The following is a 23,976-nucleotide window of genomic DNA, read 5'->3' on the forward strand; positions in this document are numbered from 1 at the left end:
ATGCTGGCCGTTATCGACTATGGAATGGGCAATTTGCACAGTGTGTCGAAAGCTTTGGAACGGATCGGCTATGACTATAAGGTGACCAGTGACAAGGAAGATCTCCAGCAAGCGGACGGCCTGATCTTACCGGGTGTGGGGGCTTTTCCTGATGCCATGAAAGAACTTCAGCGGTTGGGATTGGACTCTGCCATTTGTCATCTGGTACAGGAAGGGAAGCCCTTGCTGGGCATCTGTTTAGGGATGCAGCTGTTGTTTGAAGAGAGTGAAGAAGGCGGCATCCATAAGGGCCTGTCTTTGTTGAAGGGGCGTGTCTGCCGCTTTCCAGGAAAAACGGCACAAGGCGAACGGTATAAGGTGCCGCATATGGGCTGGAACCGCTTAAAGCTGCATCAGCCGGATCATCCGGTCTTGGAGGGTGTGAAGGGCGGTTATACCTATTTTGTCCACTCCTATTATGTGACGGAGCTGGCGGAAGAGGATCTCATCGCTTCGGCGCTCTACTTTGAGCGGGTGCCGGCCATTGTGGGCCGGGCCAATGTGCTGGGCACGCAGTTTCATCCAGAAAAAAGCGGGCCGACAGGGATGGCGCTCCTCGTCAATTTTTGCCGCTTGTGCACAGGGGTGAAAGCAGGATGAACAATAATCTCTCAGCAGACACCTTACAGCCCATCCACTCACCGGTTCCACAGAAGTTTACCTTATACCCGGCCATTGATATCCGCGGTGGTCAATGTGTGCGCCTCTTAAAAGGGGATTATCATCAGGAGACGGTGTACGGTTCTCCCCTGGAGATGGCCGCCAAGTGGGTGGAACAGGGGGCCGAGTGGCTGCATGTGGTCGATTTGGACGGGGCGAAGGCTGGTGAGCCACGCAACCAGGACCTCATTTTGGATATCGCCCGCTCCCACAATGTGACGGTGCAAGTGGGTGGCGGAATCCGTTCCATGGCCCAGGTGGAGATGTACTTAAAGGGCGGCATCCAGCGCGTGATTCTGGGCACGTCGGCCATTAAAAACCCCCAGTTTGTGTATGAAGCTCTGGCTGCTTTTGGCAAACGGATTGTCATTGGCCTTGATGCCCGGGATGGATATGTGGCCACCGAAGGATGGCTGGAATCGTCCGCCACTAAAGCAGAAGAAGTGGCCCTGCGCCTGGTTGACCAAGGCGCTCAAACCTTTATTTTTACCGATATCAGCAAGGACGGCACCTTATCCGGCCCCAATGTGGAAGCGACTGTCCGTTTAGCCCGGACGTCCGGGGCAGAAGTGATTGCCTCCGGAGGCATCTCTAGCCTCGATGATTTGCGCACTCTAGAGGCGCAAGCTGAACATGGTGTGGCTGGCGCGATTATTGGCAAGGCCTTGTATCAGGGGGTTTTCACGCTTCAAGAAGCGTTGCAAGCCGTCAGAGGAGCATAAACATTTGGCTGACAGATGGAGCAGGAGAAGATGCTGGAAGGCAAAGGGGGAGGGTACATGTTAACGAAGCGGATCATCCCTTGTTTGGACGTTAAGGACGGCCGGGTGGTGAAAGGGGTGCAGTTTAAAGGATTGCGGGATGCGGGGGATCCTGTGGAGCTGGCCCGTTTTTACGATCAGGAAGGGGCCGATGAACTGGTTTTTCTGGATATTTCCGCTTCCCATGAAGGACGCCAAACCATGGTGGATGTGGTAGAGAAAACGGCAGCTACGATCTCTATTCCTTTTACTGTGGGTGGCGGCATCAACAGCCTGGAAGATATGAAACGCATTCTCCGGGCGGGGGCGGATAAGGTTTCTGTCAATACGGCTGCTTTGAACAACCCGTCCTTGATTAAGCAAGGGGCCGATTTTTTTGGTTCGCAATGCATTGTGGTGGCGATTGATGCCAAGTGGGATGAAGAGGCCGGCGATTGGTATGTGTATACCCACGGCGGCCGTAACCGGGTGGACAAAACGGCCTTGGACTGGGCCAAGGAAGCGGAACAGCTTGGCGCCGGAGAGATTCTGTTGACCAGCATGGATGCTGACGGTGAAAAAACGGGGTTTAACATCGCCCTGACCAGACATATTTCCGAGCAAGTGGGCATTCCTGTCATTGCTTCAGGTGGAGCCGGTTCCAAGGATCATTTTTACCCGGTGTTCCGTGAAGGAAAAGCAGATGCGGCCCTTGCAGCGTCTATTTTTCACTTTAAGGAGACGACGATCGCCGAGGTGAAAGAAGCATTACAGCAAAAAGGGGTTGAGGTGAGATGGCCGTTAATCTAGATGAGCTTAGATTTAATGAGCAGGGCCTTATTCCGGCCATCGTGCAAGATGCCCAGAGCAAAACGGTTTTGATGATGGCCTATATGAACCGGGAAGCCTTGGAGCGAACCATCGCCACCGGGGAAACATGGTTTTGGAGCCGTTCCCGGCAGGAACTGTGGCATAAGGGAGCGACATCAGGCCACAAACAAAAAGTGAAAGAGCTGTATGTTGACTGTGATCAGGATACGCTCCTAATTATGGTGGAACCGGCAGGCCCTGCCTGCCACCGGGGAACCTATTCCTGTTTTGACCAGGTTGGGCTGGAAGGGGATGGTTTCCTATCAGGGCAGCCCGAAACCTCCCTGTCATCCAACAAGGTGCAGGGTGACCAGCAACCGGACAAGCTGGATTATACCATTCTGACCCGGCTGATTGAAACGATTGCCCAGCGGGATGCCGAGCGTCCAGAGGGTGCTTATACTACGTATCTGTTTGAAAAAGGGCTGGATAAAATCCTGAAAAAAGTAGGGGAAGAGGCCAGTGAAGTGATCATCGCTGCCAAAAACAGGAATTCGGAAGAGCTGCGCAACGAAATGGCAGATTTATTCTATCATCTGTTGGTCCTGTTACGGGAACAGCAGCTTGGCTTGGACCGGGTGCTGGAGGTTTTAAAAGCACGGCATGGAAAGTAAAAGCAACCTGGCGTTGGTGGAAACCACCAGCGCTTTTTTTGTCACTTAAAACAGTATTCAGGGAGGAAATAACGAGGGCAGAACCATTGCTTTCCAAGCGCATATGATTAAACCACTGTCAGTGGCAAAACGATCCGCCAAATTCAATGTATTCATTCGGCGTATTAGTTTCAAAATCAGCAGACGGTTCGATGTGGACAGTCATCATTACAGCCAAATATAAACTAAGGGCAACCAACAATCCGCTGGCCAGAGACATGGCCACAGATTTCAGACGCAGTCCCAACACCGTACTCACTGCAAAAATCAGGGCAACGGTTACAAAGAAGAGGGACCACCAGCTAAACATCACTGAGATTTGACCAGGATCTATGGCATCTTGGTGAAACCAACCGAATAAGGGAGACGCACCGGTAAACTGAAATGTCCGGGCAACCTCTTCGTGTGGTGGCGCTTGCTCGGTCAGGTAAGCCGTCACGGCAAAAACACCGAGGGCCAGCCCGCTTTCAGCCCTTAGCCAGCGCTGCGGCCCAAGGGAGGGAGTGGTATTCAGCCGGCGGCGCAAGAGAAAGCCGTTGATTAGGCCAAACAACAACACAGGAACAATAAGAACATGTTTGATCAAGAGCATCTGGCCATAGGGCAGGATAAGGGATTGAGTGAAATAGGGTGTAATAAAGGACATCATGGTGACACCGGTGATGATGATGATCAGCACACAGCTGACCGCCAGCGGTGTAAACCAAGCGAGAAACGGAAGCCACTGAGTGTCTCTGGGCGTAAACCAGACCACTATAAACAGGGTTCCGATCCACAGGCTGATTGCCAGAACATGAAAGGATTGGGCCAGAAAGCCCAGCATGCCCTCGACTGACGAAGGATGACTGGCCCAGCCCTGGACAAAAACCACGCCAAGCATCAGCAAGAAAGCCATGTAGCGCAGGAGCTTGTGCTGCTCCATCAACCTTGAAAAATAAAGTGAAGCCAGCCCGCCTAAAAGCAGCAGAATTACCAGCCAGGCCTTGCCCATTTCAAAGGAAAACAGGATGTTGTGCAAAATGGGCCAGAACGGTCCGCCCGTTTCTTGAGCCACATAGCGGGCTAAGGAAACAATGGGAATTAATAAGGTTAAGGCCAGCAAAGGGATGGATGTGCCTATAACCCAGCGCGGAACGTGGATGGCCGGCTTCCGTGCTGAGGGAATCAGGCTAAGTAGTGTATATCCCATTAAAGTGGCTAAGCAAAGGTAAAAGACCCCTTTGCTGATGATGACCGTCATGAGCGTTTCCTCCACAGCACATAGGCCAGTCCGGCGATGACAATGACCACCAGTATCAGTCCCAGCCAGGGAAGAAGCGTGTCTTCTTCAGCTGTTTCCGTGGGTAACGCTTGATTTTCCTGAGGGGCTTCCTCATCCGGAGCAACGGGTTCATCTGCTCCAGGTGCTTCGATTGCTTCATTTGTCTCAGTTGTGTCAGGCTCGTCTAGAGCAGTCCCGTCTTCAGGGGCCCCTGCCAGCTCAGCCTCGACCGAAAAGCTAAAAGAACCGTTAGTGATGTGGCCGTCCTCACTGACAATTTCCCAGTTAACCGTGTAGCGGCCGTTATCCAAGGGGGAAGACAAGAAGGCCGTCACTTCTCTGCCTTCATGCTGTAGCTCGTCTATATGGATCGTGTGATTAGCTTCCGTCATCAGCTCCAGCTTAATGACGTCTTGAACCTGGGAGTCAAAAGTTAAGACAATGGATTCTATGCTTTCTCTCACTGTTTCTCCATCGGCGGGAGCCGAACTTTTTAAAAGGGTATGAGCGTTGACAGAAAATCCAAAGCTGAGTAAACATCCGCACAGGGTCAGCATCAGGGCCAACCGTAAGCAGCTGTTCAGGCTGCATCGTTTACTGGGAACATCTTTAAACATCATGTGCACTCCTTCATAAGTGAATCAGTATACCTTAACTGTAGCAAATCCGACTAAACAAATCAATTTGTTAACTTTTAACCTGGTCTGCATTGGCACTGGCGTTCTGGCTGGACTGATTGAGAGCACGCATCTGGTTAAGTGAATTTTCCATTTGGGCTGTGGTTTTTTCGGCTCCCTCAGCGATCTCACCGTTGGTTCGGGCAATGGACTGGATCGTTTTTGTTGTTTCCTCGGTTGAGGCCAACAATTGCTGGCTGCTGGCCGAAACCGTTTCTGCGGCGGAAGCCACATCACGCACCATGTTGCCGATCCCTTCCAAAAGCTGGTTGGTATGTTGAGCCAAAATTCCGATTTCGTCATTTGTGTTCACTTCAATGCGTTTGGTCAGATCGCCACCTTGGTCTGTATAAAGGCGGCTAATTCCTGGCGGATCTGGTCCATGTACTGGCGGCCGCTGTCCAGGTTGATGCGGTTTAAGGCCTGTTCCAGACTGCGTCCTTGCCTTGCTTCAATATGAGGACGAACAGCCCACTCCAGCCAGACTTGAACAAGATGATTGATCTGTTCCAGTTGTTTCATCTGTTCCGGATGGTCACTGACATCAGCCTGGAGCCGCTCGAAGATGTGATCGATGGTCTGTGCAGCGTTTTCGTAAGGTTCTAAATAGCTTTCGTTGCCAGTCAGAAGGTAACCCCGTTCCCCTGTTTCGATGTCTACCAACAGTTTTTCCAGCGTGAGGGCGTTGGTGATCAAGTGAAAATCATGGTCCAGGATCTGTTCGATTTCTGCCTGGGTTCGGTTTAAAAAATAAAAGGCGCTCACGGCTAACAGTATCATGACCACAATTGCGATGCTGAACGAAAAGTACAATTTTGCTTTAATGGATTGAAACAAACCCCTTTTTTACGAGGCTTATATCGGGATAAGGGCCTCTTGAACTATTAAAAGGAAATCATTTATGCTATACTTTTAGCAAACAGTTTTGTATTTGGGGGATACTATGTCAAAAACCAATCAGACTCACAAGCAGAACAACATCATTGCTGTACCGTTTGACGCTGATTTCTTCTTTGAACGCGGCTTGCGTCACATGAATCGTTCCAATTTTCAGCGCGCGTTAAAGTATTTTCAACGTTGTGTCCAATGTGATCCCCATCAACCCAAGTACATGATTCACCTTGCGGCAGTTTATGCGGAACTGGAACAGTATGAACAAAGCAACCACTGGCTGTTCAAAGTGATTAATGAAGTGGATAAAGACATACATGAGTGCTACTATTACTTGGCCAACAATTTTGCCCATATGGGGGAGATGGAACAGGCGGAGCATTATGTGCTCAAGTATCTTAAACAGGATCCGGATGGTGTCTACAGCGAGGAAGCGGAAGAATTGTTGGACTACATTTGCTTTGAGCTGGAAAGGGCACCAAAAGAGTTGGATGAAGAATACCGGATGATTGAGCAGCATGAACAGGCACGCCTCTGTTTGGAGCAGGGAAGGTTTGTGGAAGCGGCAAAAATTTTGGAAGAGATGGTGGAGACTTACCCCTCTTTTCTTGCCGCCCGCAATAATCTGGCCCTGTCCTACTATTATCTGGGCAAATGGGACAAAGCACTGGCTGTGATTGACAACATTTTAGAAGAGGAACCTTGCAATCTGCATGCCCTCTGCAATTTAGCCGTTTTTTTAACCCATCAGGATGAACATGAACGGGCTCAAACCATCATTAACGGCCTAAAAAAGGTGCTGCCCATTCATCCTGACCACCATTACAAGCTGGCCACAACGTTAGGGATTCTAGGTGAAGATGAGCGGGCTTATGAGCTGTTTACCATTCTTTCCCGCCGGGGCTTGCAGGATGAGGTGATTTTATATCACTATCTGGCTGTGGCTGCTTTCAACACCAAGCGCTGGGAGACGGCCGAGGCGGCTTGGAAAAAGGTTCAAAAATTGGATCCCCAGGGGGAAGTGGCCGACTATTATTTGGAGTTGCTGAAACGTCCTGAAGTAAAACACAACGGGCGGAGGCTGCCTTATCATTACCAGTTGCCTTATGCTGAGCAGTGGCGGAAAAATAAATGGTTTGCTAACGGCCGTCTGCCCCAATCAGTCATGAACGACCCCGTGATTCGCTCGTCTATTTTTTGGGCTTTGAAACATGGGGATGTGAAAACAAAAATTCAGGTCATCCAATCGCTTCCTTTGTTCGCTGACCAGGAAGTGGAAAAAGCGCTAAAAGCTTTGCTGCAAGATCCTCAAGAGACCGAATACCTTAAAGCGCTGGCTTTGTTTGTGTTGCGCCAAATGGGCGTGGCCATTGAAGAGGAGGAAACAGAAGCCATACACTGGATAGGCCACTGGTGTAAAGTGATCGACTGTCTCGATGAGCATATGGCCTGCCTGGGCAATGAGCGGTATTTACAAGAGGCTTATTTGGTCTGGATGCACTTTTTGCGGCTCAGCTATCCCCGCCTGCCAGTGATCAGGAAGCCGGAAGCCTGGGCGGCGGCGGTGGAGTATGTGGTTATGTCCATGAACAATCATCGCTGTTTGAAAAAAGAGATGGCACATAAATACGGAGTTTCGGTTTCCGCCCTGTCCCGCAATGTGGAAGTGTTGCAAGAGAGCATTTCTTTAGACATAGTCAGCAAAAAAGATTAAGCTAATATTAGGGTTACGAAGCGCTCAGCTAGCGGCAAACGCCAACAACCAGACAGAGGAGTGTTGATGCTATGAGTGAGGAACAGCTTTATGATGTGATTATCGTCGGAGCCGGACCAGCAGGTATGACCGCTGCTGTCTACACGTCCCGTGCTAACATGAGCACCCTGCTTTTAGAGCGGGGCCAGCCAGGAGGCCAGATGGCCAATACGGAGGATATAGAAAATTATCCGGGATACGATCATATTTTGGGGCCGGAATTGTCCATGAAAATGTTTGAACATGCGCAGAAGTTTGGGGCTAAATATGAATATGGCCATGTGACGCGCATAGAAGACGGGGATCCGTACAAGAAAGTGATTGTAGGGGACAAAACCTACCAGGCCAAAGCAGTGATTGTGGCGACGGGAACCCAGTACCGCAAACTGGGGGTTCCTGGTGAAGACCGCCTGACTGGCCGCGGCGTTTCCTGGTGTGCCGTGTGTGACGGAGCCTTTTTTAAAGACAAGGAGCTGGTGGTTGTAGGCGGCGGTGATTCTGCTGTTGAGGAAGGGCATTTTCTGACTAAATTCGCCCGTAAAGTCACGATCGTACACCGGCGGGATAAACTGAGAGCCCAGCCTATTTTGCAGCAACGCGCTTTTGATAATGATAAAATTGATTTTATCTGGAACCATACAGTGGAAGAAATCCTGGGCGAAGATAAAGTGTCCGCTGTGCGCCTGAAACATACCCAGACTGGGGAAGAGCGGGAGTTTCCTTGTGACGGGGTGTTCATTTATATCGGCATGGATCCCATTACCGATGTGGTCAAAGATTTAGGCATTCTTAATGAAGACGGCTATATTGTGACGGATGAACAGATGAGAACCAAGGTAGACGGCATATTTGCCGCCGGTGATGTGAGAGAAAAGACGCTGCGCCAAATTGTCACTGCCACCGGCGACGGTTCCATTGCCGCTATGAGTGCCCAGCATTATGTGGAAGAGCTGAATGAGCGCTTGAAAGCGGCTAACCGGGCCTGAAGCCAGGCAGGAAAAAGGGCGGGGAAAACCTGACTAAAACTGTAACAGATTTTTTACCTGTTTGTAATATAGATGTAATAAAAGGGGGATATACTAAGTAACGTAATGACCCCCTTTTAATATAGATTCTCCTTTCCAGGCACAGGTCCACCCTGTGCCATCTTTTTTTGTCTCGACATTTTGCCTCTATCGTTGGCTTTTGGGGCCATTGGTGATATGCTTTAATATGGTACACTATACATAGGAGTGACACATGGGTGCAACGCGTGACCAATTGTATCTTAATTGACCGAGAGAGAGACGAAGTCCTTCTGTTGCAAAAACCCCGCCGCGGATGGTGGGTTGCGCCAGGCGGGAAAATGGAAAGCGGAGAAACCATCCGCGAAGCAGTTATTCGCGAGTTTAAAGAAGAAACAGGGATTACCTTGATCGATCCTGTTTTAAAAGGTGTGTTTACCATTCTCATTGAAGAGGACGGACAGCGTGTAGATGAATGGATGATGTTTACCTTTGTCTGTGATCAGTATAAGGGCGAAGCGCTTAAACACTCTCCCGAGGGCCGGCTCGCTTGGCAGCCTCGTCATGAAGTAGCCCGTTTGCCTAAAGCGAAGGGGGATCAAGTTTATTTTGAGCACATTTTAGAACAACGAGAGAGCGGACTGCTGATTCTGAAGTTTCGTTACACCCCTGACTATACGTTGATTTCCTATGAGTAGGAGGCAGGCAAAATGCAGCCCAAAACAATCGAATTAATTATTATTACAGGGATGTCCGGGGCAGGAAAAACGGTAGCGGTTCAGGCCTTGGAAGACCTAGGCTACTTTTGTGTCGATAACTTGCCGCCGGTGTTGCTGCCTAAGTTTCTGGAACTGATTGGACAGTCAGCTTCCACGATGAATCACGTGGCACTGGTCATGGACCTCAGGGGGCGCGAATTTTTTGATGATTTGCTTCAGGCTCTGGACCAGATGGAGATTAACGATCATTTTAAATATCAAATTTTGTTCCTGGATGCCAGTGATGAGGTGCTGGTCAAACGCTACAAGGAGACGCGGCGCCGGCACCCCCTTGCCCCTGACGGGTTGCCGCTGGAAGGGATCAAGCAGGAGCGGGAGCTGTTGAAGGAACTGAAAGGGCGTGCCCAGCAAATTATAGATACTTCCGCTTTAAAACCGGCTCAATTGCGTAAAAAAATTGTGCAGCGCTTCTCCAAGGGCAGCCATGCCTTCACGGTGAATGTGATGTCCTTTGGTTTCAAATACGGCATTCCGATCGATGCCGACTTGGTTTTTGATGTCCGCTTCCTGCCCAATCCCCATTACATTGAGGAGATGCGCGCCAAGACCGGGCTGGACGAGGAAGTGTCTCATTACGTTCTGAAATGGAACGAAACACAAGAATTTATGCATAAATTAATAGAGTTACTTTCTTTTTTGCTCCCCCACTACCAGCGGGAAGGGAAAAGCCAGCTGGTCATCGCCATCGGCTGCACCGGAGGGAAGCACCGTTCAGTCGCACTGGCTGAGCATATTCGTGACCATTTTGCCGGTGATTACCACATCCAGGTGACCCACCGGGATATTGACAAATCTTAAACGAGGTGTGCCATGAATCGAGCAAAGGGACAAAAGAAAAGGGTGGTGGCCATCGGAGGAGGAACCGGGCTGTCTACAATCTTGCGCGGGTTAAAGAAAGCGGATATTGATTTAACCGCGATCGTCACCGTCGCTGATGACGGGGGAAGCTCGGGGATTTTGCGGGAAGAAATGAAGATGCCGCCTCCCGGGGACATACGCAATGTGCTGGTGGCTCTCGCCGAGCGGGAGCCGCTCTTACAGCAAATTTTTCAACACCGGTTTAAAAACGGCAACCACCTGGCCGGACATAGCTTGGGTAATCTGATTATTGCCGCCATGCAGGAGATTACGGGTGATTTTGTCACCGCCGTTAAAACCTTAAGCCGCGTTTTTGCTGTCAGGGGAACCGTGCTGCCGGCGGCCAACCAAAGCATCCGCCTGCGGGCAGAAATGGCGGATGGAACCGTGGTGATTGGAGAGTCCAATATACCGAAAGCAAAGAAAAAAATTGCCCGCCTGTCACTGATTCCCGAGGATATTGAAGCGCTGCCGGAAGCAGTTGAAGCGGTGGAACAGGCCGACCTGATTGTAATTGGGCCAGGGAGTTTGTATACCAGTGTCTTACCCAATCTCTTGGTGCCCGGTATCCAGGAGGGCATTAAAAACAGCCAAGCCCAAGTGATCTATATTTGCAATGTGATGACCCAGCCTGGGGAAACAGACGGATACACAGTGGAAGATCACATCAGCGCTATTTATGAACATATCGGTCAGCCCATTTTTCATAAAGTGGTGGTCAATGTCGGCCATATACCGCCTGCTGTTCTCAAAAAGTATGAGCAAGAACAAGCTTACCCCGTTGTGTACCAGCCGGGAAGCCTGGATGCGTTCAACATTGAGGTTATTGAAGATTGCCTGTTTATGGTCAATGATTATTTAAGGCATGATGCCCAGAAAGTTACAGAGATCGTTCTCCGTTGCTTACATGGGAGCTCCCGAAAGAGGTGAACCGTCATGTCTTTTGCGTCGTTAACCAAAAAGGAATTAACCAGTTTAGAAGTAAAAGACTGTTGCCTAAAGGCGGAACTGGCCGCGCTGATCCGGATGAACGGCTCCCTTTCCCTCTCCGCCGGACGGGTGCTGGTGGATGTGAGCACTGAAAACGCAGCCATTGCCCGGCGCATTTACAGCGCTTTGAAAAAACTGTTCCAAGTTTCACCTGAGCTGTTGGTGCGCAAAAAGATGCGTTTGAAAAAGAACAACGTTTATATTGTCCGCTTAACCGCCGGGGCCAGAGACATCTTGGAAGCATTAGAGATTATTTCCCCCAGTTTTGAAATGAAGCGCACCATCTCCCCTGCCTTGGTGCAAAAAACGTGCTGCAAACGCTCCTACCTAAGGGGGGCGTTTATGGCTGGGGGCTCTGTCAATCATCCTGAATCCTCCTCCTATCATCTGGAGATCTTTACAAGTTATGAGGAACACGGCCAGGCCTTAGTCGACTTGTGCCGCCACTTTAAGCTATATCCCAAACTGATCGAGCGGAAAAAGGGATTTGTGATGTATTTAAAAGAGGGGGAAAAGATCACCGAATTTCTTAACATTATCGGTGCCCATCAAGCTTTGTTCCAGTTTGAGGATGCCCGTATTGTTAAGGATATGCGCAATTCCGTTAACCGGTTGGTCAACTGTGAGACGGCCAATCTGAATAAAACCGTGGCGGCAGCCATGCGCCAGATTGAGAACATTCAGCTGATTGATGAAAAGATTGGCTTGGATAACTTACCTGACAAGCTGAAAGAAATCGCCCTGGTTCGCCTAGAACACCCCGATGTCAACCTGAAGGAACTGGGCGAGCTTCTGCCCAGCGGCAAGGTATCCAAGTCCGGGATCAATCACCGCCTGCGCAAGCTGGAAGAAATCGCTTCAAAATTAAGATCAGGCAGGGTATAATAATTAAAAATATGCATGGTATAGAATGACAAATGAGGGAGGAAGGTTCATGATTCACCAAACGGTAGAGGTGAAATTAAAAACGGGATTGCAAGCCCGCCCGGCCGCACTGTTTGTGCAAGAGGCGAATCGTTATGCTGCTGACATTTATGTAGAAAAAGACAACAAGAAAGTGAATGCCAAAAGCATTATGGGCATTATGAGCTTAGCCGTTGCCAAAGGCACCAACATTACCCTTTCAGCTGAAGGACATGACGCAGAGGAAGCGATTGCGGCCCTGACCCGCTTTGTTTCCAAGGAAGAGTAACTAAAAGCAAACAAGTAAGAACCCCGGTGGTGCCCCACAGCTTGAGCCAGCGCAATAAATAAAAAGAGTGATAGCTGTTTAAAGCCATCACTCTTTTTGTGTACAACATTTTTATGATGTAACATAAGTGAAACAGAATATGATGGAGAACAGATTACTATTTTATAATAGATGGATGGCACTGGCGCTTGGCCGTCTTCGCTGCTGGACCTATTTTTCTGGGGTGCGGGTAATCACTTCGTCGATCAGACCATAGGCTTTCGCTTCTTCAGCAGACATGAAGTGATCACGGTCTGTATCCCGTTCAATGCGCTCCAGAGGTTGCCCGGTCCGCTCGGCCAAGATTTTGTTCAGTCTATCCCGCATTTTTAAAATGCGTTTAGCATGAATCTCAATATCTGAGGCTTGCCCCTGTGTGCCTCCCAATGGCTGGTGAATCATCACTTCTGAGTTGGGCAGGGCAAAACGCTTGCCTTTTTCACCGGCCGCCAGGAGGAATGCTCCCATGGAAGCAGCCAATCCGATACAGATGGTGCTCACTTTTGGCTTAATGTATTGCATGGTATCGTAAATGGCCATTCCGGCTGTGATGGAACCTCCCGGGCTGTTAATGTACAGGGAAATGTCTTTTTCTGGATCTTCCGCAGCCAGAAACAACAACTGGGCGACAACAGCATTGGCCACCTGGTCATCGATAGGTGTCCCCAAGAAAATAATCCGGTCCTTTAACAAGCGCGAATAAATATCGTAGGCGCGTTCACCGCGATTGGTTTGTTCAATCACTGTGGGGATGAGTGGCATGGATGAAAGCCTCCTTTTCAGTCTGTTGATCATGTGTTACGCTATTATCATACTATAAAAGGTCAAAAAAGGTCAAATAAAAAACTCATCTTTTAGGTTTTGGCTGTGACCAAATCAAGCAAAAGGCGTAATTCATCACTAAAAAAATTTGCTTAGTGGATAGCACCCATAGAAGGTGGATATCACCCATAGAAAGGATGACAGCCCAATGAACCTGGAACAGGAACGCTATCAGCGCTGGATCAATGCTCCTGGTCTAGATCCCGCCCTGCGGAAGGAACTCGAAGCCATCAAGGACCAGCCTGCTGAAATCACCGAGCGTTTTTATACCCACTTGTCCTTCGGCACAGGAGGGATGCGCGGTGAAATTGGCGCCGGAACCAACCGCATGAACATCTATACCATTCGTAAGGCCACTTTAGGATTGGCACACTATTTACATAACCGAAAACGAGGGGATTTAAATCCAGAACAGAGCAATAACATGTCGCCGTCCAAACAGAACAAAGATGATCTGCAGGTGGTGATCGCCTACGATTGCCGCCATCAGTCGGACCGCTTTGCCTTAGAAGCGGCCTTGACACTGGCCCGCCAAGGGATCAAAGCCTACCTTTTTCCTGCCTTGGCCCCCACTCCCCAGCTGTCCTTTGCTGTACGCCGTTTGCAGGCTGATGCGGGGATTATGATCACAGCCAGCCATAATCCTCCTGAATATAATGGCTATAAGGTTTACGGGCCGGACGGGGCCCAGCTGAATGTGCAGGATGCAGAACAGCTTATGCGTGAGATCGGCCGGGTGGAGGATGAACTGTCCATTGAGGTCCTGAGGCAAGAGGAGGCGATAGACCAGGGACTCTTGGTCTATCTGGACGAACAAATTGACAGGGAGTATGTACGCTATGTGACTTCCCTTTCTCTTCGGCCGGAGATCATTAAACAGATGGGCGACCAATTTAAGATTGTGTTTACGCCACTGCACGGCGCGGCAACCAAACCGGTGCAGGCTGTGTTGAGGGAAGCCGGCTTTAGACAGGTGTATATGGTGGAAGAGCAAGTGACGCCTGATCCTGACTTCTCCACCGTGGCTTCGCCCAATCCGGAGGAGCATGAAGCTTTTACACTGGCCATTGAGAAAGCCCGGGCGGTGGATGCCGATCTGATTATGGGCACCGATCCTGATGCCGACCGCATGGGCCTCGTAGTCCGCGATGACCAGGGGGTCTACCGCGTGTTGACCGGCAACCAGACCGGCGCCCTCTTGTTGTACTATATTTTGACCCAAAAACAGGCCCAGGGCACGCTGGCGCCCAATCATACCATCTGCAAAACCATCGTCACCTCCGAGCTGGGGCGGGTCATTGGCCGTGACTTTGGCTTGGAGACCATTGACACGCTGACAGGCTTTAAATTTATTGGTGAAAAAATCAAACAGTTTAAAGCAGCTGGTGACCGGCAGTTTCTGTTTGGCTATGAAGAAAGCTACGGCTATCTGATCGGGGATGAAGTGCGGGACAAAGATGCGGTTCAGGCTGTGCTCTTGGCCGCAGAGATGGGAGCGTACTATAAAGCCAGAGGCTTGACTTTGTATGAGGCGTTGCTTGACCTGTATGAACAATACGGCTATTATCGTGAAGATCTGATCTCGGTAACATTAAAAGGACGGGAAGGACTGCAGCAGATCAAACAAACAATGGCCATGCTCCGTGAACATCCTCCCCATACATTGGCCGGCCAGCCGGTGGCAGTGTTTGAGGATTATCAGACCCAAGTGCGCCATGACCTGGTTCAGGACAAACAGGAACCGCTTCATCTTCCCGCTTCCAACGTGCTTAAATTTATCCTGCAGGATGAGACATGGGTGTGTGTCCGCCCATCAGGAACGGAGCCAAAGTTAAAGCTGTACATCGGGGTTAAAGGAGAATCCCTTGACGAAGCGGAAAGCAAACTGCAAGCTGTAAAAAAGGCGCTGAAGGAACTGGTATCCCTTTAATTGCTCGTCTGATGGGGTGAACGGCGCTCAAAACCGCCCGTCTTAGCCCGGGCGGTTTACTTCACCTCTTCCGTTTGCACTTGCTCCTCATAAGCAATGAGGACGATGTTTTCCCCAGTTTGTTGCCGCATCTCTTCTTCAAAGGCCTTCAATTTCTCTAAAAGCTGGGGCGGCAGGTCAGCAGGAGGATACTGACGGTGTTCCATCAAACTTCACTTCCTTTCCCTGTAGCCGGCACACTTTTAGTGTGTATTCCTAAACTTGTTTTTATCACCGTTCTTTATCTTCGGTTAAAAAGTCCCAAAAATAGACACTTGCCAAACCATCAAATCTAGCGTATAATTAGTGTTGCCTGTCAAACGAAGCGCTAGAGCATGCTTATCTTGAAATCGTGCACCCGTAGCTCAGCTGGATAGAGCGGTGGCCTCCGGAGCCACGTCTTGCGGGGGTTCGAGTCCCTCCGGGTGCACCATGTTCACTTACACCATGTTCACTTATCTGAACGGCATCCATTCCAAGTCTCTTACATAGTATTTATTTAAGATCATCCACCTCCTGCAGCCACTGGGCGGACAGGAGGTTATTTTTTTCTGTATTTTTATACAGTAAAATCCGAATAATATGAAAAAACAGGCATAAGACAGGAGTGGATTGCCTTAAAATAGGTGTAAGCGTTTTATTTGATTTATAGTACAATAGGATTTAGGAAGAGAATCGTATGGGGGGATCAGACCATGGACGTGGGCTTTCGCTTGGTTCAGGAACAACAATTGAAACTAGCCATGACACCTGAATTGAGGCAGGCAATCACGCTCCTTCAGTATCCTGCGTTGGACCTGATTCCTTATTTGCAGGAGCAAGCCCAAAAAAACCCTTTGCTTGAAATTGAAGAGCCTGATCTCGTCAAAAGTTTGATTCGGCCTGATAAACCCCCGCGCAAGTGGGAGGAGGAAGAGGGAGATTACTCTACAGAATACGCGGCCGCTAACGATGAATATGTGAACCCCATCGATTACTATGCTGAAAAAGAAATCACTTTACAGCAGTACGTCCTAGAACAGATTCATTATTTGCAATTATCAGAAGAAGAGAAGCAAGTGCTCATCTTCATGGTGGGGAATCTTGATGAAAATGGCTACCTTGATGCGGACTATGAACGAATAGCTTCCGTTGCCAACTGCTCCCGGGAAACATGGGACAACTGTTTGGTTTTGTTGCAACAGCTGGAACCTTATGGTGTCGGTGCCCGTAACTTGGAAGAGTGCCTGCTCATTCAGCTCCGTCACAGCCCGTATCACGGAGATCAGTTGTGCCAGGCGCTGATCAAAAATCATTTGGCCGATATAGCCGCCAAACGGTATTCCCGGTTGGCCAGGAAGTTCAACACCACCGTGGAGGAGATTAAGCAGCGGGTAGAGTGGATTAAATCGTTCTCCCCCAAGCCGGGCAGCGTCTTTTTATCCCAGAAACCCAAATATATCGTGCCTGATGTTTTTGTGGAGTGTTTGCCTGACGGACGATTTGTGTTTCAGGTGAATGACAGCGTGTTGCCCCGCATCCATTTTAACCGGGAGTATGCCTTGATGTTAGCTGAAAACAGGCAAGCCAAAAAGTTTTTGGAACAAAAAGTAAAGGAATATGAATGGCTGAAACGGGGCATCGAGCAGCGAAAGAAAACCATACTGCATGTCACCCAGGTCATTGTCGAACGGCAAAAAGCGTTTTTTGACCAAGGGGAGGCAGGGTTAAAACCCTTGACGCTCAAGGAAGTGGCTCAGGAACTGGGGATGCATGAATCAACTATTTCCAGGGCAACGAATCAAAAGTATATGCAAACCCCGCGGGGGTTATATGAATTGAAGTTCTTTTTTACCCAAGGGGTTGCCAAGCAGAATGGGGAATTAACCTCGGATGCCCAAATTAAGGAGATGATCAAACAACTCATTGCGGCTGAGAATAAACGCAAGCCATTATCTGATCAAAAAATCGCCCAGCATCTGCAAGCCAAAGGAATTTCCATTGCCCGGCGGACCGTGGCCAAATACCGGGATGAACTGGGTATTCTCTCTTCCAGCCGGCGTAAAGAAGTGTAGCATCAAAACTGATGTCCCCTTGACGGGATGTCAGTTTTTATTAATGGTTGGGAGTTTATTAAGAGCTGTGGCCGTAAACGGAAGCGGGATATACATATTCAGTTTAGACTTGCCCATAATAAATTTAAATCGTGTAAGCGAATCAAACCAGAGTTTTTAACAGGAGGACAGACCAATGAGACATTTAAAAATCAAGAGACTGGTGATAGGCTTGTTAAGCCTTGTTTGTTTGGGGATGGCTTCTCCCACTGGGGTTGTACTGAAAGGTCAGCTGGCTGCCGCCCAGCAAGGCTTACCCCCATCTAAAACGGTCACGATAGAGATCGAAGGCATAAAAGAGGAGATGACCCTTTATCTCCATGAAGCCAAACAGCTGGGTTTTTACACCTATCTTCCGCAGGATATGGCCGCTGAAAACAAATGGAAGGCCATGCTAGCCTATTTTAAGCCGGGCGGGCACAAGATGTACAAGGCCAAACTGGAGATATTGACACGGGATGAGATTGAATCGGTGGAGGAAATGGCAGAATTTATCCAAGGCCAGCTGGCGGAGAAGGGGTTTACAGTAGAGCCTTCACAGGCAAGGCGGTTTGGATTCTCAGCACAGGAGTTTAGGCTTTCCAAAGATAATCTGACGGGCAAGGTATCCATCTTTGAGTACAACCAGCGCGTGTTTGCTTTGATTTATCATTATCCGCCTGAGTATGGAGATGGTTTTGAAACCCGGATGGAGATCATATTGGATGAACTCGTGTGGTATGAATCAGGATACAAGTAATCACAGTGGCTGACAAGAATAAGAAATGGGATTCATTATATAACCCAGCAGCCTGAACCCATTGGCCAGCTGGGTTTTAATCGTCCATTTTAATCTTTTTTATATGGCACAATAGGCTTGCAATTAATCCATATCTTGCTATAATGAACTTAGAATAAATTTTTTTGCCTTGATTGGGACAAAATATGTCACACAGGGGCATAAAATGTCCCGGATGTATGAGGGGTGATTCAACCCTGAAAAAATGGTTAGAGTTGCAACAAAAGCTGGTGCCTGATCTATTGGAAGTACTCAAAAGGCGCCATCGCATCCTTAAAGTGATCCATTCCCTGCAGCCGATTGGCCGTCGCACCTTATCCCAAATGGTCGGTTTAACCGAGCGGGTCGTGCGGCGGGAAACGGACTTTCTTAAGGAACAGGGGCTGCTTACTTTTTCTTCGGTAGGCATGAACATGACAGAAGAGGGCAGCTATGTCGTCCGAGAGATGGAAGACGTGATCCGGGAATGGTTTGGCCTTAATCAGCTTGAGCACCAGCTGGAAAAACAACTTGGTTTGAACAAGGTTATCGTTGTGGCTGGTAATAGTTTGACCCAGCCGTGGGTGAAAAATGATTTGGGCCGGTCAGCGGTGCAGCAATTGAAACAGTGGGCTGAGCCTAACTCTGTTGTTTCTGTTGCCGGAGGCACGACCATGGAGGCTGTGGCCCAAGCGATGACCCCTCATCCGGTGTTGCGCACGTTGTTGTACGTGCCTGCCAGAGGGGGACTGGGTGAAAAAGTGGAGTATCAGGCTAACACCATTTGCTCAGAAATGGCCTCCCGCTCAGGCGGGCAGTACCGTCTCTTGCATGTGCCTGATCAGCTAAGCAAAGAAGCTTATGCCTCTCTTTTGGAAGACGAGCAGATTAAGGAGCTCATCAGAATTATCCGCTCAGCCCGCATCGTTGTTCACGGTATTGGAGAGGCTAACACTATGGCTACCAGGCGCAAAGCAAGCCCTCAAATGTTGGCCAAACTGAAAGAACGCCAGGCTGTAGCCGAAGCGTTTGGTTATTATTTTGACCGGGACGGCAACATCGTTTATAAGATTCAAACCGTCGGCTTAAGGCTGGAAGATATCAAACAGGCTGACCATATTATTGCCGTTGCCGGCGGGGAAGATAAAGCAGAGGCCATTCTGGCCTTCCTTAAGCATGGCGTGCATGATTGCCTTATTACCGATGAGGGGGCAGCACGGCAAATGCTTCAGTATATCTAATCACCACTTTAGTTAAATGGGCATTTTTATATAAATTTCACAAACCACAAATGAAAATAATTTGGTTAGAGGAGGAATCATCATGGCAACAAAAGTAGGTATTAACGGTTTTGGGCGTATCGGCCGCAATGTTTTCCGCGCGGCACTGAACAATCCCAATGTGGAAGTGGTGGCTGTCAATGATCTGACAGACGCCAAAATGCTGGCTCACCTGTTGAAGTATGACAGCGTACACGGGCGTTTAAATGCGGAAGTGGAGCATACTGAAGATGCGTTGATTGTCAACGGAAAAACCATTAAAGTCTTGTCTGAACGCGATCCGGCCAATCTTCCCTGGGACGAGCTCGGCGTAGAAGTGGTTGTGGAAAGTACAGGACGTTTTACGGCCAAAGCGGACGCTTCCAAGCACCTGCAAGCAGGAGCCAAAAAAGTGATTATCTCTGCGCCGTCCAAGGACGCTGATTTTGATGTGGTGATGGGCGTTAACGAAGAGAAGTATGATCCCGCCAAGCATCACGTGATTTCCAACGCTTCCTGCACTACCAACTGTCTGGCTCCGGTGATCAAGGTTCTGCATGAAACCTATGGCGTGCGCCGCGGCATGATGACCACCGTGCACGCCTACACCAATGACCAGCAAATCCTGGACTTGCCGCATAAGGACTACCGGCGTGCCCGCGCTGCTGCCCAAAATATTATCCCCACGACCACCGGTGCAGCTAAAGCTGTAGCCCTGGTCTTGCCTGAATTGAAAGGCAAGCTGAACGGCTTTGCCATGCGCGTGCCCACGGCTAACGTGTCCGTAGTTGATCTGGTAGCAGAACTGGAGAAGAACGTGACTGCTGAAGAGGTAAACGCCACCTTGAAGCAGGCGGCTGAGGGGCCGTTAAAAGGCATTATGGCTTATTCTGAAGAGCCGCTGGTGTCTTCCGACTATAACGGGGATCCCCATTCCTCCACAATCGATGCCTTGTCTACCATGGTGATTGAAGACAACATGGTCAAAGTGGTGGCCTGGTACGACAATGAATGGGGCTACTCCAACCGTGTGGTGGATTTAGTTGAATACATTGCTGGTAAAGGTCTATAATTTGGATAGTGTGTCTTGAACAGCAAAGAGGAGAATGACCGTTCTCCTCTTTCGCATACATAATGCTGTGCGGTGTAAGGAGGGTACATCATGGCCAAAAAAAGTGTGCGAGATATTGAGGTGAAAGGCAAGCGCGTTCTCTGCCGCGTTGACTTTAACGTGCCCTTGGACGGGGAGAGGATCACCGATGATACCCGCATCAGGGCTGCCTTGCCCACCATCAAGTACCTGCTTGAGCAGGGGGCCATTGTTATTCTGGCTTCCCATCTGGGACGGCCCAAAGGGCAAGTGAAAGAGGAACTGCGTCTGGACCCTGTGGCCAAACGTTTGGCCGATCTGTTAGGCAAAGAGGTTTATAAAGCAGACGAGGCCATCGGACCAGAGGTCGAACAGCAAATTGCCAAACTCGAGCCGGGCGAAGTGCTGCTTCTGGAAAATGTGCGCTTTTACCCGGGCGAGGAAAAGAACGATCCCGAGTTTGCCAAGCAGCTGGCTAAATTAGCCGATGTCTACGTCAATGATGCCTTTGGGGCTGCTCACCGCGCCCATGCTTCCACGGAAGGCGTGGCTCACCACCTGCCAGCCGTAGCCGGTTTTCTGCTGGAAAAAGAGCTGGATATCTTAGGCAGTGCTTTGGAAAAACCGGAGCGTCCGTTTACGGCTATTATCGGCGGGGCCAAGGTGAAAGATAAAATAGGCGTCATCGAAAACCTGCTGACCAAAGTGGACAATCTCTTGATTGGCGGGGGCCTGGCATATACGTTTATCAGAGCACAGGGCTATTCAGTCGGGAAATCCCTGCTGGAAGAAGATAAAATTGAACTGGCCAAATCACTGATTGAAAAAGCGAAAGCCAACAACGTCAACTTCCTGATGCCCGTCGATTGCGTGGTGGCTGACCGTTTTGCCGAAGATGCCAACACCCAAGTGGTGGCGATTGACAGCATTCCGGACGACTGGGAAGCGTTGGATATCGGACCGCAAACCAGAGAACGTTACCGCAACATCATTTTGGAGTCCAACCTGGTGATCTGGAACGGGCCGATGGGCGTGTTTGAAATGGAACCCTTTGCCCATGGAACCAACGCTATTGCCACTGCACTGGCCGATTGCCAAGGGACCACCATCATTGGCGGAGGAGATTCTGCAGCGGCCATTGAACAAGCCGGAATGGCTGAGGCGATGACCCATATCTCCACTGGAGGAGGGGCCTCTCTGGAGTTTATGGAAGGTAAAATATTGCCGGGTGTCGCTGCTTTGGAGGACCGTTAAGGACGAGATGAGCAAGGAGGGAAACCATGCGCAAGCCGATTATTGCCGGCAACTGGAAAATGCATAAAACAGTCGCTGAAGCTCTGGCCTTTGCCCGGGCCATCGAAGACAAGCTTCCTGATCCTGAACAGGTGGAAGCTGTTATTTGCGCGCCGTTTGTCACTTTGCCTGCACTGGTCGAATGGGCCAAAGGCAAACCGGTGGGTATTGGCGCCCAAAACATGCATTTTGAAGAACAGGGCGCCTTTACCGGAGAAATCAGCCCGGTGATGTTAAAGGAGCTGGGCGTTCAGTATGTGATTCTGGGGCATTCAGAACGCCGCCAGTACTTTAACGAAACGTGCGAAAGCGTCAATCTGAAAACCCACGCAGCCCACAAGCACGGTCTGATTCCCATCATTTGTGTGGGTGAAACCTATGAAGAGCGGGAAGAGGGACAAACGAAAGAAGTGGTTCGCAGCCAGGTGATCAAAGCGCTCAACAATTTGACAGCTGAACAGGTCAAACGTTCGGTCATTGCTTATGAACCTGTATGGGCCATTGGTACGGGCCAAACCCCGACGGCTGAAGAAGCAGGCGATGTGATCGCCTATATCCGCCAGGTCGTGGCTGAACAATTCTCCCCGGACGTCGCCGATGCGATTCGCATCCAATACGGCGGAAGCGTCAAGCCGGACAACATCGGCCAATTTATGCAACAAGCTGATATTGACGGGGCATTGGTTGGCGGCGCCAGTTTGAAACCCGATGCCTTCTTAGCTTTATTGGAGGGATAGCAACATGACAAGACCCAAACCAGTCGCCTTAATCATTCTGGACGGTTTTGCCCTCAGGGAAGAGACTCACGGCAATGCCATTGCCCAGGCTCACACGCCCAATTTTGACCGCTACTGGGAGAGCTATCCCCACACCACACTGAAAGCTTCGGGTGAAGCCGTGGGGTTGCCTGAAGGGCAGATGGGCAATTCAGAAGTGGGGCATTTAAACATTGGAGCCGGGCGGATTGTGTATCAGGATTTAACCCGGGTGAACAAGGCCATCAAGGAAGGCGACTTTTTTGAAAATGACGTTTTCCTGCAAGCGATGCGCCATGTGAAAGAGAAGGGAACGGCCCTGCATTTGTACGGCTTGGTGTCTGACGGGGGCGTGCACAGCCATATTGAGCACCTGTTTGCCCTGTTGGAACTGGCCAAGAAAGAACAAGTGGACAAGGTGTATGTCCATGCCTTTTTGGATGGCCGGGACGTGGCTCCTGACAGTGCCAAGGGGTACATTGAACAGCTGCTGGCCAAGATGGATGAGCTGGGGGTTGGCCAGCTGGCCACCATTCAGGGCCGTTATTATGCCATGGACCGCGACCGGCGCTGGGACCGGACGGAGAAAGCGTACCGGGCCATGGTATACGGGGAAGGGCCCCGCTACCGGGATCCCATTCAAGCCATTGTGGAATCCTATGAAAAAAGTATCTATGATGAGTTTGTGGAGCCAACTGTGATCGTGGATGACCAGGATCAGCCGGTGGGCCAGATCCGCTCGGAAGACGCCGTGATTTTCTTCAACTTCAGACCTGACCGGGCCATTCAGATTTCCCAGGCGTTTACCAACAAGGACTTCCGCGGCTTTGACCGGGGGGAGAAGTTTCCCAAGGATTTGTTCTATGTCTGCTTAACCCATTTCAGTGAAACGGTGGACGGTTATGTGGCTTACCGCCCGGTTAATTTGGATAACACTTTGGGTGAAGTGCTCACCCAAAACGGTTTGAAACAACTGCGCATCGCCGAAACGGAAAAATATCCGCACGTCACCTTCTTCTTCAGCGGCGGCCGGGAACAGAAATTTGACGGAGAAAAACGGGTGTTGATTGACTCACCCAAAGTGGCCACCTATGACCTCAAGCCGGAAATGAGCGCCTATGAAGTGACCGATGCCGTTTTAGCTGAGATCAACTCCGATGAACATGACGTGATCATCCTCAACTTTGCCAACCCGGATATGGTGGGCCATTCCGGCAAACTGGAGCCGACCATTAAAGCCGTCGAAGCGGTGGATGAATGTTTGGGCAAAGTGGTGGATGCTGTGCTGGCCAAAGGCGGTATTGCCGTAATCACAGCAGACCATGGTAACGCAGACATGATCCTGGATGCAAATGATAACCCTCATACGGCTCATACCACCAACCCGGTGCCGTTTATTATCACCAAAGCAGGATTGCAGTTGAGGGATGACGGCATTTTAGCCGATATTGCCCCCACCGTGCTGGATCTGTTGAACTTGGACCAGCCCAAGGAAATGACTGGCCGGACCTTAATAAAAAAATAAAAACCGT

Annotated in this window: 25 protein-coding genes and 1 tRNA gene; 20 read left to right on the forward strand and 6 right to left on the reverse strand. The window is 49.9% G+C overall.

Going from position 1 to position 23,976, the window contains the following annotated elements:
• Genes hisH through hisIE form a run of 4 tightly spaced genes read left to right on the forward strand, consistent with a single transcriptional unit; the run spans window position 1 to window position 2,923 of the window.
• The gene (hisH, locus tag IEW48_RS10160; protein ID WP_007504539.1) at window positions 1–639 is read left to right on the forward strand and encodes an imidazole glycerol phosphate synthase subunit HisH; all 639 of its coding nucleotides are present in this window, start codon (window positions 1–3) and stop codon (window positions 637–639) included.
• On the forward strand, window positions 636–1,421 hold the full coding sequence (gene hisA, locus IEW48_RS10165) for a 1-(5-phosphoribosyl)-5-[(5-phosphoribosylamino)methylideneamino]imidazole-4-carboxamide isomerase (protein WP_188623660.1): 786 nt from the start codon (window positions 636–638) through the stop codon (window positions 1,419–1,421). The genes hisH and hisA overlap by 4 nt, the downstream gene beginning before the upstream one ends.
• Window positions 1,422–1,478: 57 nt before the next feature.
• Window positions 1,479–2,249, forward strand: a complete 771-nt coding sequence (hisF, locus tag IEW48_RS10170) for an imidazole glycerol phosphate synthase subunit HisF (protein ID WP_042685158.1) — start codon at window positions 1,479–1,481, stop codon at window positions 2,247–2,249.
• Complete coding sequence (gene hisIE / locus IEW48_RS10175; protein ID WP_188623661.1) at window positions 2,234–2,923, forward strand: bifunctional phosphoribosyl-AMP cyclohydrolase/phosphoribosyl-ATP diphosphatase HisIE; 690 nt, start codon at window positions 2,234–2,236, stop codon at window positions 2,921–2,923. The genes hisF and hisIE overlap by 16 nt, the downstream gene beginning before the upstream one ends.
• Before the next feature lie 118 nt (window positions 2,924–3,041).
• Here the strand turns inward: hisIE and IEW48_RS10180 are convergent, their stop codons facing one another.
• The 4 genes from IEW48_RS10180 to IEW48_RS10195 all read right to left on the reverse strand — a co-directional run bounded on the left by IEW48_RS10180 (window position 3,042) and on the right by IEW48_RS10195 (window position 5,737).
• Window positions 3,042–4,202: a CopD family protein gene (locus IEW48_RS10180; protein WP_188623662.1), complete on the reverse strand. Its 1,161-nt coding sequence runs from the start codon at window positions 4,200–4,202 to the stop codon at window positions 3,042–3,044.
• Window positions 4,199–4,840 (reverse strand): copper resistance CopC family protein, encoded by a 642-nt coding sequence (locus tag IEW48_RS10185; RefSeq protein WP_188623663.1) that lies wholly within the window; start codon window positions 4,838–4,840, stop codon window positions 4,199–4,201. Before IEW48_RS10185 ends, IEW48_RS10180 begins: the two co-directional genes overlap by 4 nt.
• Before the next feature lie 70 nt (window positions 4,841–4,910).
• Window positions 4,911–5,186 (reverse strand): hypothetical protein, encoded by a 276-nt coding sequence (locus IEW48_RS10190; RefSeq protein ID WP_188623664.1) that lies wholly within the window; start codon window positions 5,184–5,186, stop codon window positions 4,911–4,913.
• A gap of 41 nt (window positions 5,187–5,227) precedes the next feature.
• Window positions 5,228–5,737 carry a CHASE3 domain-containing protein gene (locus IEW48_RS10195; protein ID WP_188623665.1) on the reverse strand — a complete coding sequence of 170 codons (510 nt, stop codon included), beginning with the start codon at window positions 5,735–5,737 and terminating at the stop codon, window positions 5,228–5,230.
• A 106-nt stretch (window positions 5,738–5,843) separates the two neighbouring features.
• Here IEW48_RS10195 and IEW48_RS10200 point away from each other — a divergent pair, with 106 nt between their 5' ends.
• From IEW48_RS10200 to IEW48_RS10230, 7 genes are all read left to right on the forward strand, one after another.
• Window positions 5,844–7,505: a tetratricopeptide repeat protein gene (locus IEW48_RS10200; RefSeq protein WP_188623666.1), complete on the forward strand. Its 1,662-nt coding sequence runs from the start codon at window positions 5,844–5,846 to the stop codon at window positions 7,503–7,505.
• Window positions 7,506–7,576: 71 nt separating this feature from the next.
• A complete protein-coding gene (gene trxB / locus IEW48_RS10205; RefSeq protein ID WP_188623667.1) occupies window positions 7,577–8,530 on the forward strand; it encodes a thioredoxin-disulfide reductase in 954 nt (317 codons plus the stop codon).
• 257 nt (window positions 8,531–8,787) lie between these two features.
• Window positions 8,788–9,246 (forward strand): NUDIX domain-containing protein, encoded by a 459-nt coding sequence (locus IEW48_RS10210; RefSeq protein WP_188623668.1) that lies wholly within the window; start codon window positions 8,788–8,790, stop codon window positions 9,244–9,246.
• Between the two features lie 12 nt (window positions 9,247–9,258).
• Window positions 9,259–10,125 (forward strand): RNase adapter RapZ, encoded by an 867-nt coding sequence (rapZ, locus tag IEW48_RS10215; protein ID WP_188623669.1) that lies wholly within the window; start codon window positions 9,259–9,261, stop codon window positions 10,123–10,125.
• Window positions 10,126–10,137: 12 nt separating this feature from the next.
• Window positions 10,138–11,115 (forward strand): gluconeogenesis morphogenetic factor MgfK, encoded by a 978-nt coding sequence (gene mgfK, locus IEW48_RS10220; RefSeq protein ID WP_188623670.1) that lies wholly within the window; start codon window positions 10,138–10,140, stop codon window positions 11,113–11,115.
• A gap of 6 nt (window positions 11,116–11,121) precedes the next feature.
• The gene (gene whiA / locus IEW48_RS10225; RefSeq protein ID WP_007502502.1) at window positions 11,122–12,060 is read left to right on the forward strand and encodes a DNA-binding protein WhiA; all 939 of its coding nucleotides are present in this window, start codon (window positions 11,122–11,124) and stop codon (window positions 12,058–12,060) included.
• A gap of 49 nt (window positions 12,061–12,109) precedes the next feature.
• Complete coding sequence (locus IEW48_RS10230) at window positions 12,110–12,367, forward strand: HPr family phosphocarrier protein (protein ID WP_007502500.1); 258 nt, start codon at window positions 12,110–12,112, stop codon at window positions 12,365–12,367.
• A gap of 210 nt (window positions 12,368–12,577) precedes the next feature.
• On the opposite strand, the gene clpP is transcribed toward IEW48_RS10230, so the two are convergent.
• Window positions 12,578–13,168 carry an ATP-dependent Clp endopeptidase proteolytic subunit ClpP gene (clpP, locus tag IEW48_RS10235; protein ID WP_007502498.1) on the reverse strand — a complete coding sequence of 197 codons (591 nt, stop codon included), beginning with the start codon at window positions 13,166–13,168 and terminating at the stop codon, window positions 12,578–12,580.
• A 208-nt stretch (window positions 13,169–13,376) separates the two neighbouring features.
• Between clpP and IEW48_RS10240 the strand changes: the two genes are divergently transcribed.
• Window positions 13,377–15,158 (forward strand): phospho-sugar mutase, encoded by a 1,782-nt coding sequence (locus tag IEW48_RS10240; protein WP_188623671.1) that lies wholly within the window; start codon window positions 13,377–13,379, stop codon window positions 15,156–15,158.
• 56 nt (window positions 15,159–15,214) lie between these two features.
• Here the strand turns inward: IEW48_RS10240 and IEW48_RS10245 are convergent, their stop codons facing one another.
• Window positions 15,215–15,364, reverse strand: coding sequence for a hypothetical protein (locus tag IEW48_RS10245; protein ID WP_007502097.1), 150 nt, complete (start codon window positions 15,362–15,364; stop codon window positions 15,215–15,217).
• A gap of 187 nt (window positions 15,365–15,551) precedes the next feature.
• On the opposite strand from IEW48_RS10245, the gene IEW48_RS10250 reads away from it, so the two are divergent.
• The 8 genes from IEW48_RS10250 to gpmI all read left to right on the forward strand — a co-directional run bounded on the left by IEW48_RS10250 (window position 15,552) and on the right by gpmI (window position 23,969).
• Window positions 15,552–15,630, forward strand: a tRNA-Arg gene (locus IEW48_RS10250).
• A 262-nt stretch (window positions 15,631–15,892) separates the two neighbouring features.
• Complete coding sequence (rpoN, locus tag IEW48_RS10255; protein ID WP_188623672.1) at window positions 15,893–17,251, forward strand: RNA polymerase factor sigma-54; 1,359 nt, start codon at window positions 15,893–15,895, stop codon at window positions 17,249–17,251.
• A 175-nt stretch (window positions 17,252–17,426) separates the two neighbouring features.
• On the forward strand, window positions 17,427–18,029 hold the full coding sequence (locus IEW48_RS10260; protein ID WP_007503216.1) for a hypothetical protein: 603 nt from the start codon (window positions 17,427–17,429) through the stop codon (window positions 18,027–18,029).
• Window positions 18,030–18,265: 236 nt separating this feature from the next.
• Window positions 18,266–19,288: a sugar-binding transcriptional regulator gene (locus IEW48_RS10265; protein ID WP_042684321.1), complete on the forward strand. Its 1,023-nt coding sequence runs from the start codon at window positions 18,266–18,268 to the stop codon at window positions 19,286–19,288.
• Window positions 19,289–19,370: 82 nt separating this feature from the next.
• Window positions 19,371–20,378, forward strand: a complete 1,008-nt coding sequence (locus IEW48_RS10270) for an ArsJ-associated glyceraldehyde-3-phosphate dehydrogenase (RefSeq protein ID WP_188623673.1) — start codon at window positions 19,371–19,373, stop codon at window positions 20,376–20,378.
• Window positions 20,379–20,468: 90 nt separating this feature from the next.
• A complete protein-coding gene (locus IEW48_RS10275; protein WP_188623674.1) occupies window positions 20,469–21,650 on the forward strand; it encodes a phosphoglycerate kinase in 1,182 nt (393 codons plus the stop codon).
• A 26-nt stretch (window positions 21,651–21,676) separates the two neighbouring features.
• A complete protein-coding gene (gene tpiA, locus IEW48_RS10280; RefSeq protein ID WP_188623675.1) occupies window positions 21,677–22,426 on the forward strand; it encodes a triose-phosphate isomerase in 750 nt (249 codons plus the stop codon).
• A 4-nt stretch (window positions 22,427–22,430) separates the two neighbouring features.
• On the forward strand, window positions 22,431–23,969 hold the full coding sequence (gene gpmI, locus IEW48_RS10285) for a 2,3-bisphosphoglycerate-independent phosphoglycerate mutase (RefSeq protein WP_188623676.1): 1,539 nt from the start codon (window positions 22,431–22,433) through the stop codon (window positions 23,967–23,969).
• Window positions 23,970–23,976: the final 7 nt, after the last annotated feature.

It is taken from the genome of Caldalkalibacillus thermarum, from assembly GCF_014644735.1.
Lineage (GTDB): Bacteria > Bacillota > Bacilli > Caldalkalibacillales > Caldalkalibacillaceae > Caldalkalibacillus > Caldalkalibacillus thermarum.